A 14,194-nucleotide genomic window follows, 5' to 3' on the forward strand; every position below is an offset into this window, starting at 1 on the left:
TTTGAAGCATTGTTGTGGCAGGGCGCGATAGAAACGGCTGAATCGCTGCTAAGGCGCCGGCTTGGAATTATCGGAACATGCCGGCTTTGGCTCGCCGGCGTAATGGCGTCATTCCTGGCCGCAGCGACCGCTTCACGCGCCTATATTGCGACCAACAGCATTCTCGTGTTGGTCCCGTCACTCTCGCTTTATTGCGTGGGCAATCTCATCATGGTGCGGTTGATGAGAGAGGGTGGAATGGGGCTTGCGATATCGGTTTACGCCGTTTCTCAGCTGCTGCTCATCAACCTGATTGCAGTGGAATCGATCCCGGCTCTCTTTGATCAGCTTTATGGTGAACTCAGCGAAAGAAACGGAAGCAAGCTGGGTAACCGCGCAAGTCATCGAGGCAAGCGGAGGTTACAAGCTCTGAGCGATTAAGCACATTAGAGGGCGCGCGAAGCAATCTATTCGTCAGCGGTTCGCGCGCCCGCCGTCAATCCTCTTGTTGGTCCACAGACATCCAGCGGGCAGCCGCTTAGAGTGGCGCCAATCCGAATCCTATCAACTGCCCGATTACAGAATAGCGGAGGTCGACGGTTCTTTTCCCATCAAGGTGCTCATCGGTGGAACCTGCCGTCCCGAAGAAACGAAAGGGCTTGCGCCCACATGGTCTTGTTGGWTGGGATGAAGGTGTGGTTGGCCGCGATTACGATATGGTCGGCAGCTCCTGCAAGACGCGTGCTTTCTACAGTTACCTTGCCGTCATTGGCTTTTTGATAGCCAATGATCAAGGACGAAACCGGATCGATGCTCCGGGTTCCGGCGATGATGCCCAGTTCGAAATCCACCGGACCGAAAATATGGCCGAACGTGCTCTGATCGCTGACGAGCTGCTGACCGGCAGGGCCGTAAGCCGCTTTATACAGCGGCACATTTTTCAAGAAATCTGCGACCTGGCTGCCATTGTTCGGAGTGCCGACCATCACCACTCGCCCGAGATTTGACGGTCGGTAACTCTTTAACATCGCCCTTATGACCAATCCGCCCATGGAATGTCCGACCAGGTGAATACGGCCTCCACGGTTGCTTTGAGCCGCATCTTCCACTTCTGCCGCAACGATTTTCGCCAGTCGTTCGATTGGGTAGCGGGTCGAAGGATAATCAACGTTACGAGTGATGTAGCCCTGCGTCTGCAGGTGCTTTTCGAACTTGCGCATGCAAGCGCTGGTCCTCTTGATGCCGTGGAGAAGAACGACTGTGTCGGCCATGTCGGGTKCGGTCTTTCGGTCAAAGGTCGCCCCGCGGGCGCAACGCTGCTTCGTTTCCTGCGTCAGCGCGTTGTTGTCTGCCATTTCGATGATCGTGGTAGAACCTCATCCGTTCTGCACCCTACATCGATCGCACTGACGTTGAAAGATGCTAGGTCGTCGGCAACTTTGCGCACGGACAGGTGTTGCGACCGAGCTGCCGCTGCCTTGAAGAGCGAGATCGACATCGAGGATCTCAGGGACGAGAAGATTATCTTTTTTTCCCGCCACCTCTCCCACAGCGAGCGCTAAATCGCCGAGAAGTTCGAGGAGCACGATCTAACGGAGAATGTCACCTTTACCTGCGACGACACCTTCTCGCTGGTCTCGGCCGGTCTTGGCATTGGCTTCGTGCCGGAATGGACGCAGGATCTGCCAAACCACGGGTTTGAGTTGAACAAGGCGAGGGGCGTCGATTTATAGATTGGGCTTGGTGTCGACTGGAACAGGGAAGACCCGACCGCCTCGGGTGACGACGACATCATCGATATCGTCCGGTCGCTCGTGCGGCCGAGTAGGTGACGGCAGGAGAGGGCCGGCCGTTGATCGCAAAAAAAGCGCGACTGGTGGCCAGTTCGGCCCAAACCGGAACACGAGGACGGCGGGCAGTCGGTCCCGCTTGTCCTTCGGATCGCTGACACTCAAAGCTCCTGCCGCGGCCCTTCTTCACGCCCTCAGCGAAAGCTGGCATCGATCCAGCGAGAGATCGCCTCGGCGCAAGTGGCCTACTTGCAAGGGCCGCAACGCCATTTTTTGGACGTGCGGTGGGGAAGGACGAATCCCGCGCTTCATCGCAGATGATCTTTAATGACCTGAGCTAGTGGTGCAATCAGGTATCAGCCGCGGTGATATCAGACCCTCTTACCTTCAAGATGTCCCGCACCTTGGGCCGGAGGCTTTCGTTTTGGACGGAAGTCAAATCCAAAAATACTGTAGTTTTATCCGCTATTTAGAGCTAAAACTGCAGCACGTCAGGCTCGATTCCCTTCAGGAGCGTGGAGCCCAAGCTTATTACGACACAAACACAGGAATATCCTGTTGCTGCCGGGTGGCAGCTATCTATCCTCGGTCCKGTTTTTGGCAAAGGTTAACGATCTTGTGTTCCCAGCGGAATATCGGCGTGCAGGACTCGCAATCGACAAAATCTCTTGAGGCGCGAATATATTCGGCTTACGCGGAACTCTCCCCATCTGAGCGCAGCCTGGCTGACGTCATGCTCGAGCATCAGATGGATTTGGCCCTCTATACTGCCGGCGAACTGGCCCAAAAAGCGGGCGTTTCGACAGCGACGGCGGCTCGACTTATTCGCACCCTCGGCTATTCGTCCTATCCCGCCGCCAAGCGCCAGATCCGCGAGGCGATCCATTGGGGATCGCCGCAGGGTGGCGCGATCGATACCGCGCAGCACGCCGCGGAAGTCCCGACCTTGGCGGCGGTGGTCCAGACCAATATCGACAATATTCGCGCCACCGCGGACGGAACACCGCCGCAGACGCTGGATGCCATCTGCAGCGCCTGCGTCGAGGCCGAGCGGATCTTCGTGGTCGGCATGCGCAATGGCTTTGGTCTGGCCCACTATGCCGCGCATTATCTCGGCCTGATCAAGAACGACGTGCGGGTCCTGCCGGCGACCGGCACCTCGATGGCACATGAATTATCCGGCATTCGCGAGGGAGATCTGGTGATCTGCTTCGCTTTTCGCCGCCGGCCGCGCAAGCTTCCGCTGCTTCTGAACGAGATCCGCACGACCGGCGCCATAGCGGTTCTGATTACCGATATCAGCGCGGCCGAAAGCGCCAAGGCCGCCGACCATGTCATTCGATGCCGCTGCCATTCGCTGGCGGCATTCAACTCCTTCACCGCGGCCGCGACGATGATCGACTATATCTCCTGGACCGTCGCGGCGCGGCTGGGCGAACAAAGCGTCGAACGGTTCCGCAAGATCGACCGGATGGTCGAACTGATCGACGACGTCGCCACGCCCAAACGGGAAACGGTGCGGCCGAAAGGCTAGCTCATCCTGAGGAAATCGCCGGCGCGCGACGGAAACGCCCAGCCGCGGCGCTTGGAGGGAGCAAGCCCGGATGCCGCCAGCAGCTCCGCCAGGCGGACGGCGGCATCGATGCCGTCGATGACGGGAATGCCGAGGTCCTGCTGCAGTGTTTCGGCCAGATCCGCCATGCCGGCGCAGCCGAGAACGGCAGCTTCGGCGCCGTTTTCCATCGCGCGAACGATGAGGCCGGAGATTTTCTGYCGCGCTCCGCTTTCCGGCCGATGCAGATCCAGCACGGGAATGTCGCTGGCCAGGACCTGCGGGCAGCGGCGCTCGAATCCGTAGCGCAGGATGTTCATCTTCAGCGTCGGCACCGATCGTGAAAGGGTCGTGACGACACAGAATTCCTGAGCGAGGAGGCTCGCGACATGGAGCGCCGCCTCGCCGACCCCGATGACAGGGCGGCGGGAAAGCGCTCGTGCCGCATCCAGTCCGGTGTCGTCGAAACAGGCGATGACATGGGCGCTCGCGCCGTCTGCCTCGGCCTGCTGAATGGCCTGGAGAAGGCCGGGCAGGCAGACCGCCCCGTCGAACGGCCCTTCGATTGCCAAGGGACCGTGGTTCGACTGGCGGATCATGAGTTCGGTCGTCGGGGCAGCCGATCGTGCCGCGGCCGCCCCGATCGCTTGGGTCATCTCGGGGGTCGTGTTCGGATTGATGACGGCTATTTTCATGCTGTTTCTTCAGCCCTTTGCCATTGCCGGGTCGGAACGGGATCGATCAGTTGCTCATAGGGGATCGCACCCGCGGTGAGATGACCTGCCATGATGCCTTCCTGCCAGCGGCGATAGCCATCCGCATCGATCCGCGGCGTCGTCCACATGCCGTGGGCGATATAGGTTCGGGCAACCGATAATAGGATATTCAAAGGCTGGTTGGGGAAGGTCTCGATCAGGAAATCAGCATAGGTCTCCGGGTCTCTCGCCAATATCCATTCCATGCCCTGATTGAGGGCACGGGCAAACCGCGTCTGGGTCTCCTGCCGTTCGGGATCGCTTTCGCCGAGCGCGTAGTAGACGCTCCACGGCACCTTGCCGCCAGTGACGGCAAGCGGCTGCACGACGTGACCGCGGCCCTCGGCTTCCATCCGCAGCGCATTCGGGTAATCGACGATCAGGTAGTCGCCCATGCCGCCATGGAAAAGCTCGGCCAGCATGGCGCCGTCGAGATCCTGGATATAGCTGACCTGCCCGGGATCGATGTCATGCTCCCGCAGGCATAATTTGAAGAAGAGCCCGACGCTTGCGCCATTGCTGCCCTTCATCAAGACCGCCCTGCCGGGCAGCTTCCCCCAGCTGAATTCTTCCGGTCTTTCCCGCCCGACGACGGCCAGCGGCGCGCGGGCTGCAATCTGGGCGAAGGGGGTAAAACGCGTGCCGCGGCCGAGATACATCGACGGCACCCAGATGCCGCCGAGGGCCGCTTGGGCGGATCCGCGGCGGAGTTCTTCGAGCACCAGATCCCAGGGGCGCGGMACGCTCACCGTGACACGCAGACCCTCCGCTTCGAAGAAGCCTTGCCGCATGGCGACATAGTGCGGAAGGTAGTTCAGGCTGTGGCCTGTCGCCGCGACGTGAAAATCGAACATGTGAGCTCCTCAGGCGCTGCAGGAGAGCAGGGGAGCAGGAGCTGAATGCAGCGCCTTGCCGGTCTCGGTCGAATACCAGTTCACGCCCGCCGGATCGTATCCAAGCGATGCCCGTGTGCCGATCGCGACATGCGGATTGCCGGAAATGCGCACGAAGACCAGATCCTGTCGCAAGAGGTCGCCGGATTGCCTGTCACCGGGATGCACGAGGCGGCATCCGAGGATGACTTCGGCACCGAGTTTTTCGACCAGGCTCACTTCGACGGGAATGCCCGGCTGTTCTGCCGATTGCAATTTCAGCCGCTCGGGCCGCAAGCCGAGGATCAGCGTCTTTTCGGCATGCAGCTCGCCTGGATGCGTGAAGGTTGCGCCGCCCTCGAGCGTCAGCTGTTGCCCCTGCCGCCTGACGGTGAGAAGGTTCATCGGAGGCGCGCCGACGAAGCGGGCGACGAAGGTGTTTGCCGGATTCTCATAGATTTCATCAGGCGTGCCGATCTGCTGAATCTCGCCGCGATTCATGACGATGATCTTCGTCGCCATCGTCATGGCCTCGACCTGATCGTGGGTGACGTAGACGAAGGTCTTGCGGACGCGCTGATGCAGGGTGGATATCTCAGAACGCATCTGTGTGCGCAGTTTGGCATCGAGATTGGAGAGCGGCTCGTCCAGAAGGTAGAGCGATGGATCTCGCACCAGCGAGCGGGCGAGGGCGACACGCTGGCGTTGGCCGCCGGACAGGCTCGCCGGGCGCCGGTCCATCAGGGGCGCCAGTTCCAGCTGTTCGGCGATCTGGTTGGTGCGTTCGACGATATCGGGACGGCGCATCAGCTTCCAGCGCATAACGCTGCTGACGAGCGGTATGTGATGCCATTTGCGGAACGCATCCATCAGCAACGGGAAGGCGATATTTTCGCGCACCGTCATATGCGGATAAAGCGCATAGGACTGGAAGACGAAGGCGACGCCACGTCGGCTGGGCGTCCATTCGTTGACATCCTCGCCATCGAAACTGAGGGTGCCCACGGTGATTTCGGTTAGTCCGGCGATCATGCGCAGCAGGGTGGATTTGCCGCAGCCCGAGGGCCCGAGGAGGACGAGGAATTCGCCGTCATCGATCGAGGCATCGAACCGGGGAATGACGGTGACGTCGCCGAAGTTCTTGCTGACGCCTTTCATGGTGATCTGAGGCATGGCTCTATCCCTTAACTGCACCGGCGGTGATGCCGGCGACGATCTTGCGTTGGATGAGAAGGAAGAAGACGACAGCCGGGAGGCTGAAGATCAAAGCCGCCCCCATGACCGCCGAAAGCGGCGTCTCGTACTGGCCGACGAAGGATGCGAGCCCGACGCTGGCCGGCCACAGATCTCTGTCCATCAGGAAGGTCGAGGCGAAGAGATATTCGTTCCAGCCGGCGAAAAAGGAAATCACCGCGGCCGCCGCCATTGACGGCGCGATGATCGGCAGGATGATCATCGTCAGCACGCTGATGCGCGGGCAATTGTCGATGACGGCCGATTCTTCGATCTCGTAGGGAACGGCATCGATGGCGCCCTTGATGATAAAGGCGGCGACCGGCAGCGAGAAGCCGACATTGGCGAGCACCAGCCCGAACAGGCTGTTGAGAAGGCCGAGCGTGATGAACATGGCGTAGAGCGGCACGAGGATCAGCGCCTCGGGAACGACCTGCGTCATGAACATCAGGAAGCCGAGAATGCTCTTGCCGTGAAACTTGAAGCGGCTGAGGGAATAGCCGGCAAGGGCGCCGAGAACCAGGCTGAGAACGGTGGTTCCCACGGCCACGATGCTGGTATTCACAAGCCAGCGCATCAAAGGCAGCTGGGCGAGTTCAGCGATCATGCCCGGCAGGTTGGCAAGCTGCGGCCAAGGTATCTGGCCGCTGTTGTACAGTTCGGAATTCAGCGAAAGCGCAGTCGTCGCCATCCAGTAGATCGGAAAGCCGCCGAAGACCGTAAGCGCCAGTACGAGCAGGATATGCAGCAGGCGGGTCGGAATTTGATGGAGATTGCTCATCGCGAACTCATTTTCTGGCGGCGGTGATTGAAGAGCGCGTGGATTGCGGCGACCGATAGCGCCAGGATCAGGCCGACCACGCCATAGGTGCTGGAAAGGCCGAGGTCATGGTTCTCGAAGGCGACCTGACGCAGCTTGACGATCAGCGTGCTGGTGCTTCCGACCGGACCGCCGCCTGTCAGGAGGTAGATGATGTCGAAGCGGCGGATCGACCAGACCATGACCAACAGGGAAACGAGCTGCAATGTCGGCAGGATGTGCGGCAGCGTCACGGCTCTGAAGACATTGAGCTTGTCAGCTCCGTCGACCACCGCCGCCTCTTTCACTTCTTCTGGAACGGATTGAAGTGCCGCCAGCATCACCAGCATGACGAAGGGCGCGACCTGCCACGCCGTCACGAGGAGGATCGAAGGCAGCGCCATTTCGGTGCTGGTCAGCCAGGAAATTCGTTCGAGACCGAGACCGGTGACGATCGTGTTGAGGATGCCTGACCGCTCGTTGAAGATCCACAGCCATACGAGGGCTGCGGCGACATTGGGAACTGCCCAGCCGAACAGCAGGACGCCGCGTACCAGGGTGCGCCCGGGAAACGGCCGGTTCAGCGCAAGCGCTGCGACGAAGCCGACGGCAACGCCGATCACGACAGCCATGACGGAGTAGATCAGGGTGATCTGCAGCGTCGTGTAGAAATCGGGATTGTCGAGCAGCCTTTCGTAATTCCGCAATCCGATGAAAGTGCTGCGGTTCGGATTGGCAAGCCGCGTGCGGGTCAGGCTCAGATAGATCTGCCTGCCGAGCGGCCAGAACATGAACACCAGCAGATAAAGGGCCGGAGGTATGACGAAGGCATAAGGCAGAAGCCCGTTCAGCCTCCTGCGGGTCCCGGATTTTCGGGCGGAGTATGCTGGGACGGCCATGGGCCGCTCCAGCAGGGTTTGTTCAGTCATGGCCCAATTCCTTCTCAAGCGGCGGCTGTTCCTCAGAACATGCCATCGACTTTCTCCTGAGCCTTTGCGAGCGCTGCGGCGGGGTCGGTGCCGTTGATGAGCACTTCCTCGACGGCCTCCATGACGGGGCGCATGATCTGCGTCGTCTCGACCTCGTAGCCGGGGATGAGAACCGAGCGCGACTTCTGGGCAATCTCGGCAAAGACGGGAGCCCAAGGGTTGGCGGCGACGAAGTCTTCGGTCAGCGGCACGTCGGTCGCCAGCATGTCCGGCCCTGACGCTTTGCGCAGTTCGGTCTGACCTTCCGGGCTCATCAGCCATTTCAGGAAGTCCTTGGCCTCGTCGGGATGTTTGCCGTTGGCGTTGACGACGACATAGATCTGCTGATGGGCGCCCGGATTGGGGAAGGGCAGGGGTGCGGCATGCATCTCGGCGCTCTTGATGGTCCCGCCGGAAGCGATGTTCAGCGTTCCGCCTGAGTTGTCGATGCTGAAGCCGACCCGGCCTTCCTTGAAGCGCGTGCGCTGGGTCGGCATGTCATCGCCGACGGGGATGATCTTCGCATCGTACATCTTCTTGAACGCGGTTACCGCCTGGACGGCTTCGGGCGTATCGATGGTCAATTTGCCCTTGTCGTTGACCCAGTTGACTCCATAGCCATAGGCCCAGCTCTGGAAATCCATGTAAAAGCCGGAGAAGTCGTTGATCTGGTGGCGCGAGGTGAAGCCGACGGCGCCGGTCTTGTCCTGCACCGTCTTGGCGTTCTCGATGAGTTCGTCGATGGTTTTCGGCACGGCAGCGCCGGCAGCATCGGTGAGCTTGCCGTTATAGATCAGCGCATAGGCCGCGCGCTGCCAGGGAACGCCGAGCGTCACCCCGTCGACGATGCCGTTTTTTGCCGTCGCGTTGAGCGAAACACCTTCCGTCGCCGAGCCGACATCGACGAGATGGCCGGCATCTGCCAATGCAAAGAAGACGCCTTCTTGAATGATCGCCACATCCGGCCCCTGGCCGGCGCCGAATTCAGTCATCAGCCGGTCGCCGTAATCCTTCGACGGGATGCCGAGGGCTTCGAGTTGCACATTCGGCGCATGTTTTTCATAGGCCTTAACCGCCTTCCAAAGGGCGTCGCCGCGCAAGGCGTCGAGCCATTGGGAATTTGAGACGACGAGTTTCACCTTGTCTTGCGCCATGGCGGGTACTGCCGCAGCCAATGCGATGATGACGGCGCACGCACCGGATAGCAGGGAAATTCTGTTCATTTTCGTTCACCTCTTTTGTTTGTTTTGTCGAGTTATTGTTGTTCTTGGGTCAGGCCTTGACGCGGTAAGGCGCCAGCGGTGTGTTGCAGCTGAGATTCTCGCAGCCGTCGTCGGTGACGAGATAGCAGTCACCGACATTGCAGCCCGCCACCATCGGATCCAGCCACTGCGAATGCAGGACGAAGGTCATCCCTTCCTCCAGCCGGTCATGATTGTTGGAGGCGATGTTGTAGGGCTTGAATTTGGCCATCGAAACGGAATGACCGACATTGGGATTGTGCGGCCCTTTGGTCGCCGGATAGACATGCATGAGCCGGCGTCCCTGCCGCTCCCAATCGGCGTCAGCCACATAGMTGCGCGGAATCTGGCGGGGCGATCCGTCCTCATTCGATTGCCAATTGTAAGGCATCGTTCGACTGTCGGCCGATTTCAGATATCCACGCCGGATATAGGGCTCGAACGATGCGTTGGCGACTTCGGAGACCAAGACACCCGGGCGCACACGCGCCGCTGCCGCCTCGACGCCTTCGACGCACATCTGCAGGACTTCTTCCTGTTCATCGGTAATGTCGCCGACGGCGATCATGCGGGCGATCTGCGCGGAGTAGCCGTGATAGCTGACGCTTGAAATATAGAGATTGACGAGGTCGCCGGGGCTGACGACATGACCATAGGGCTTGCCGCAATGGGTGCCGAAGCGATTGATCCCGATCTGATAGCCGTCGCCCCACTCGCCGCCGCGCGCCATCTGCGCATAGGTGAAGGCGGCATAGATCTGGTGGTCGGTGACACCCGGGCGGGTGACGTGATAGGCGGCCTGGATGCCGATGTCGGCAAGTTGCGCCGCGGCACGCACGATCGCCTGCTCCCGCTTGCTTCGCCGCCGCTGCATCCGTTCGATGATGCCGGCATCGGCAACGAAGTGGCTGCGCGGCAGGCGGGCCTTCAGGCCGTCCCAACAGGGTGAGGAGGTGGCGTCGCCGAAGAGCCCGATCTGGCTGCAGGCAAATCCTCGTCCCTCCAGATGCGTGGCAACGGCCTCGACGACACGATCGACGGCGCGGCCGGGGCGATTATAGGTTTCACGTCCCCAAGTGCCGATCTGCCAGATATCGTCGACAAGCACGGGTTCGCCGGCCGGAGGCAACAGGACGGAACTGCTGAAGAAGGAGAACAGCGCCATCGGTAAGTCCTCGTCCGTCGGAATGACGAGCACGCCTTCGCGCATCCAGTCGCAGATGTAGCGCAGATACGAATTCGACACGCGATAGGAGCCGATGGAATCGGCATGGACGAGGATGACGTCATGGCCGGCCACGGTGGCCTCGCGGCGGATATGGCGCAGACGTTCTGCAAATTCCTCTTCCGGCAATGGATTGATCGGCTCGAATTCGAAGCTGGGCTGAAATCCGTCGAGAAGGGCTTCAGCAGAAAATGGTGCGGGAGCGCGTTCGGACCTGGTGAGCATCATGGGGTTCCTTTTTTTCGATTAAGAACCCGCTAAATCTTCTTTGCAATAAAAATTTCAAGACCTGTAAAATTCGTAAAAAGAGCGCTGTAAAAAATGGCTTCCGCTCAACAAAAAACTTTCACGACCCGCGGTGATGGAACTAATTAAGCTACTGTAATAGCGAATTAAAATTCTGATACTCTCGACGCCATATCACAAGAAATACAGCCAATTTTTGAATTTTTTTACATGAAATTTTTTTTTGATTGCAATATGATCTTACGTGTTCACCGGCTTGCGCCTTGGTCAAGGGGACCATTGTCACCTCGGCGTCGGCCACATCATTTTACTAGTAGCTACCCCGACCTGGCCAAGTCTCTAGCCTGTCGTTTTGCCCTTTCTCACGCCCTCGTGTGATGCGAATTCCCGTTTTCCGCCGCCTTGAGCGCCACCRCTCCAATACGCTTCTTTGTTTCCGGCCGATCCTTACGGATCGGTGCGGCGTGCATGCGCCAAATCAGCGAAACTGCCCGGAACTGAATGCGGCACGTCCGATCGGTTCAAGATCTGTCTTATATTCATTCGAACATCTGACCTTTTATCGTGGGAGCATTTAAGCCCGCGCAGGACGCCGTTCGTCGCGAAAAGACATGAACATCGCTATAGCCTTTTCGAAAATTCTTCACATTTGCAGCCATCCCTGCATGCGGGTTAGCGCAAATGTTCATTTGAACATTTGGCGATTGCAATATGAATGTCAGCTGGTAGGGTTGCGGCGCGTTCGGAGCGGAGGCTCCAAACATCAACATCGGGAGTGAGAGATGAATAAGGCTGCTTATTATCTGTCTGCGGGTCTGCTGAGCCTGTCCTTGAGCGCTCCGGCCATGGCGGCGACCAAGATTCAGTGGTGGCACGCGATGGGCGGCGAGAACGGTGCGAAACTGGAGGAGATCGCCAAGGGCTTCAATGCGTCACAGGCCGACTATGAGATCGTGCCCGTCTTCAAGGGTACCTATGACGAGACCCTGACCGGCGCCATTGCCGCTTTCCGCGCCAACCAGCAGCCCGCGATCGTTCAGGTCTACGAGGTCGGAACCGGAACGATGATGGCAGCGCAAGGCGCCATCTATCCTGTCTACCAGCTCATGAAGGACGAAGGGGAAGCTTGGGACCAAAGCAAGTTTATTGCGCCGGTCGTCGGTTATTATTCCGATACCAGCGGTAACGTCCTGTCTTTGCCATTCAACTCTTCGACCCCCATCCTGTACTACAATAAGGATGTCTTCAAAAAGGCGGGGCTCGACCCCGAAACGCCGCCGAAGACATGGGCCGATGTCGAGGCATTCTCGCGCAAAATCATGGAGTCTGGTGCTGCCAAGTGCGGTTTCACCAGCGCCTGGATCTCCTGGATTCAGACCGAAAATCTCAATGCACTGCACGACAAGCCCTATTCGACCAAGGCCAACGGCTTTGGTGGCCTTGATGCCGAATTCACATTCAACAACGACCTGACTGTTCGCCATTGGGACAACTTGAAAAAATGGCAGGATGAAGGACTGTTCAAGTACGGCGGACCGGGCGGCGGCGACAACGCCCCGCCGATGTTCTATTCGCAGGAATGTGCGATGTACATGAACTCGTCGGCGGGCCGGGCGGGCGTCGTGAACAACGCCAAGGGCTTCGAAGTCGGTTTTGCTCCTCTTCCATACTATAATGATGTCATCGAGCAGCCTCTGAATTCCATCATTGGCGGCGCCACGCTGTGGACGCTCAAGGGACGGCCCGAGGACGAATACAAGGGTGTCGCAAAGTTCTACACCTATCTGCAAAAGCCCGAGGTTCAGGCCGGCTGGCATCAGTTCTCCGGTTACCTGCCGATCACCGAAGCGGCCTACAAGCTCGGGCAGGATCAGGGCTATTACGACAAGAACCCAGGTACTGATATCGGCATCAAGCAGCTGACGCGCGTGACGCCGACGGACAATTCAAAGGGCATCCGCTTCGGCAATTACGTTCAGGTCCGCGGCATCATCGACGATGAATTCGCCGCTCTCCTGTCGGGCAAGAAAACGGCCAAGGAAGCGCTGGATTCCGTGGTCGCACGTGGCAACGAACAGCTGCGCGACTTCCAGTCCGCCAATCAGTAGTCCACACCGAAGGGCCGGCTCAATGCCGGCCCTTCGCCCAGAAAACCCATCGGGACGTGAGGACGCATGCAAACCAAACGGACTGTCTTTCCGGGCAAACTTCTCCCTTACCTGCTGATTGCCCCGCAGATCCTTGTCACCGTCGTCTTTTTTCTCTGGCCGGCCGCAACCGCGTTCTGGCAGTCATTCCTGCGCCAGGACGCCTTCGGCTTCAAAACGAGCTTCGTGTGGTTTGACAACTATCGTCGCCTGTTTGCCGATCCGCTCTACCTCGATGCCTTCGGCAATACGCTGATCTTCGCGGTTCTTGTAACGGTATTGTCGACGTCGATCGCTTTGATACTGGCGGCGGCCGCAACGCGCGTGCTGCGCATCTCACGGCTCTATTCAACCCTGCTGATCTGGCCCTACGCCGTCGCGCCGGCGATCGCGGGCATCCTCTGGTGGTTCATGTTCAACCCGTCGATCGGCATCATCGCCTATCTGTTGCGGTCGATGGGCGTGAACTGGAACCACCTGATCAATCCCAACGATGCGATGGCGCTCATCGTTATCGCCGCCACCTGGAAACAGATATCCTATAACTTCCTGTTTTTCCTGGCAGCACTCCAGTCCGTGCCGCGGTCTCTGCTGGAGGCGGGGTCTATCGATGGCGCGGGCCCGGTCAAGCGCTTCTGGACGATCGTCTTCCCGCTGATCTCGCCGACGACCTTCTACCTCGTCGTCATCAATATCGTTTACGCGATGTTCGACACGTTCGGCATCATCCACGCCACGACGCAGGGAGGTCCGGCGCKGGCAACCGAGATCCTGGTCTACAAGGTCTATTTTGATGGTTTCATCGGCCTCAATCTCGGCTCTTCGGCGGCCCAATCGGTCATTCTCATGGTGATCGTTGTCGCGCTGACGGCCATCCAGTTCCGGTTCATCGAGCGGCGTGTGCTGTATTGAGGATCACGACAATGGTCGAAAATCGCCCTTTTCTCACCTTCCTTGCCCATCTGGTTCTGATCGTCGGTGTCGTTGTCGTGGTCTTTCCGGTCTACGTCGCCTTCATCGCTTCGACCCACGGGCCCAACGATTTTCTCTCCGGCGTCGTGCCGCTCACGCCGAGCACGCATCTGATCGAAAACTATTCCACGATGCTGACTGCAGGCATGACGAATGCCGGCGCGCCGCCCATCGGCCCGATGATGCTGAATTCCTTGATCATGGCAGTCGGTGTCGCAGTCGGCAAGATCGTCATTTCGATCCTGTCGGCCTTCGCGATCGTCTATTTCCGGTTCCCGTTCAGGAACCTGGCGTTCTGGATGATCTTCATCACCTTGATGCTGCCGGTCGAGGTGCGTATCGTCCCGACCTATAAAGTCGTCGCCGATCTCGGTATGCTCAACAATTACGGTGGCCTTATCGTTCCGCTGATCGC

13 protein-coding genes and 1 pseudogene are annotated in these 14,194 nt (G+C 59.1%); 6 read left to right on the plus strand and 8 right to left on the minus strand.

Annotated elements, in window-relative coordinates; all coding sequences use genetic code 11:
* Positions 1-102: 102 nt before the first annotated feature.
* A complete protein-coding gene (locus tag AC1DNW_RS24120; protein ID WP_477854579.1) occupies positions 103-420 on the plus strand; it encodes a hypothetical protein in 318 nt (105 codons plus the stop codon).
* Positions 421-599: 179 nt separating this feature from the next.
* Here the strand turns inward: AC1DNW_RS24120 and AC1DNW_RS24125 are convergent, their stop codons facing one another.
* Complete coding sequence (locus AC1DNW_RS24125) at positions 600-1,250, minus strand: esterase/lipase family protein (RefSeq protein WP_477854597.1); 651 nt, start codon at positions 1,248-1,250, stop codon at positions 600-602.
* A 204-nt stretch (positions 1,251-1,454) separates the two neighbouring features.
* Here AC1DNW_RS24125 and AC1DNW_RS24130 point away from each other — a divergent pair.
* A pseudogene (locus AC1DNW_RS24130) lies at positions 1,455-1,811 on the plus strand (LysR substrate-binding domain-containing protein); the annotation flags it as partial.
* 526 nt (positions 1,812-2,337) lie between these two features.
* Positions 2,338-3,303, plus strand: coding sequence for a MurR/RpiR family transcriptional regulator (locus AC1DNW_RS24135; RefSeq protein ID WP_477854580.1), 966 nt, complete (start codon positions 2,338-2,340; stop codon positions 3,301-3,303).
* On the opposite strand, the gene AC1DNW_RS24140 is transcribed toward AC1DNW_RS24135, so the two are convergent.
* Genes AC1DNW_RS24140 through AC1DNW_RS24170 form a run of 7 tightly spaced genes read right to left on the minus strand, consistent with a single transcriptional unit; the run spans position 3,300 to position 10,642 of the window.
* Positions 3,300-4,016 (minus strand): aspartate/glutamate racemase family protein, encoded by a 717-nt coding sequence (locus AC1DNW_RS24140; RefSeq protein WP_477854581.1) that lies wholly within the window; start codon positions 4,014-4,016, stop codon positions 3,300-3,302. The genes AC1DNW_RS24135 and AC1DNW_RS24140 overlap by 4 nt on opposite strands.
* Entirely contained in the window at positions 4,013-4,930 is a 918-nt protein-coding gene (locus AC1DNW_RS24145) for an ABC transporter substrate-binding protein (RefSeq protein ID WP_477854582.1), read from the minus strand. Before AC1DNW_RS24145 ends, AC1DNW_RS24140 begins: the two co-directional genes overlap by 4 nt.
* A gap of 9 nt (positions 4,931-4,939) precedes the next feature.
* Positions 4,940-6,121 carry an ABC transporter ATP-binding protein gene (locus AC1DNW_RS24150; protein WP_477854583.1) on the minus strand — a complete coding sequence of 394 codons (1,182 nt, stop codon included), beginning with the start codon at positions 6,119-6,121 and terminating at the stop codon, positions 4,940-4,942.
* Between the two features lie 4 nt (positions 6,122-6,125).
* Positions 6,126-6,962, minus strand: coding sequence for a carbohydrate ABC transporter permease (locus tag AC1DNW_RS24155; protein WP_477854584.1), 837 nt, complete (start codon positions 6,960-6,962; stop codon positions 6,126-6,128).
* Complete coding sequence (locus tag AC1DNW_RS24160) at positions 6,959-7,909, minus strand: carbohydrate ABC transporter permease (RefSeq protein ID WP_477854585.1); 951 nt, start codon at positions 7,907-7,909, stop codon at positions 6,959-6,961. The genes AC1DNW_RS24155 and AC1DNW_RS24160 overlap by 4 nt, the downstream gene beginning before the upstream one ends.
* A gap of 32 nt (positions 7,910-7,941) precedes the next feature.
* Positions 7,942-9,171: an ABC transporter substrate-binding protein gene (locus tag AC1DNW_RS24165; protein ID WP_477854586.1), complete on the minus strand. Its 1,230-nt coding sequence runs from the start codon at positions 9,169-9,171 to the stop codon at positions 7,942-7,944.
* Positions 9,172-9,220: 49 nt separating this feature from the next.
* On the minus strand, positions 9,221-10,642 hold the full coding sequence (locus tag AC1DNW_RS24170; RefSeq protein ID WP_477854587.1) for a M24 family metallopeptidase: 1,422 nt from the start codon (positions 10,640-10,642) through the stop codon (positions 9,221-9,223).
* Positions 10,643-11,442: 800 nt separating this feature from the next.
* Between AC1DNW_RS24170 and ugpB the strand changes: the two genes are divergently transcribed.
* The 3 genes from ugpB to AC1DNW_RS24185 all read left to right on the plus strand — a co-directional run.
* Positions 11,443-12,768 (plus strand): sn-glycerol-3-phosphate ABC transporter substrate-binding protein UgpB, encoded by a 1,326-nt coding sequence (gene ugpB / locus AC1DNW_RS24175; RefSeq protein ID WP_477854588.1) that lies wholly within the window; start codon positions 11,443-11,445, stop codon positions 12,766-12,768.
* 66 nt (positions 12,769-12,834) lie between these two features.
* A complete protein-coding gene (ugpA, locus tag AC1DNW_RS24180) occupies positions 12,835-13,719 on the plus strand; it encodes a sn-glycerol-3-phosphate ABC transporter permease UgpA (protein ID WP_477854589.1) in 885 nt (294 codons plus the stop codon).
* An 11-nt stretch (positions 13,720-13,730) separates the two neighbouring features.
* The coding region (locus tag AC1DNW_RS24185; protein ID WP_477854590.1) for an ABC transporter permease at positions 13,731-14,194 on the plus strand (464 nt) is incomplete at its 3' end.

The organism is Rhizobium sp. 05L429 (assembly GCF_056397645.1).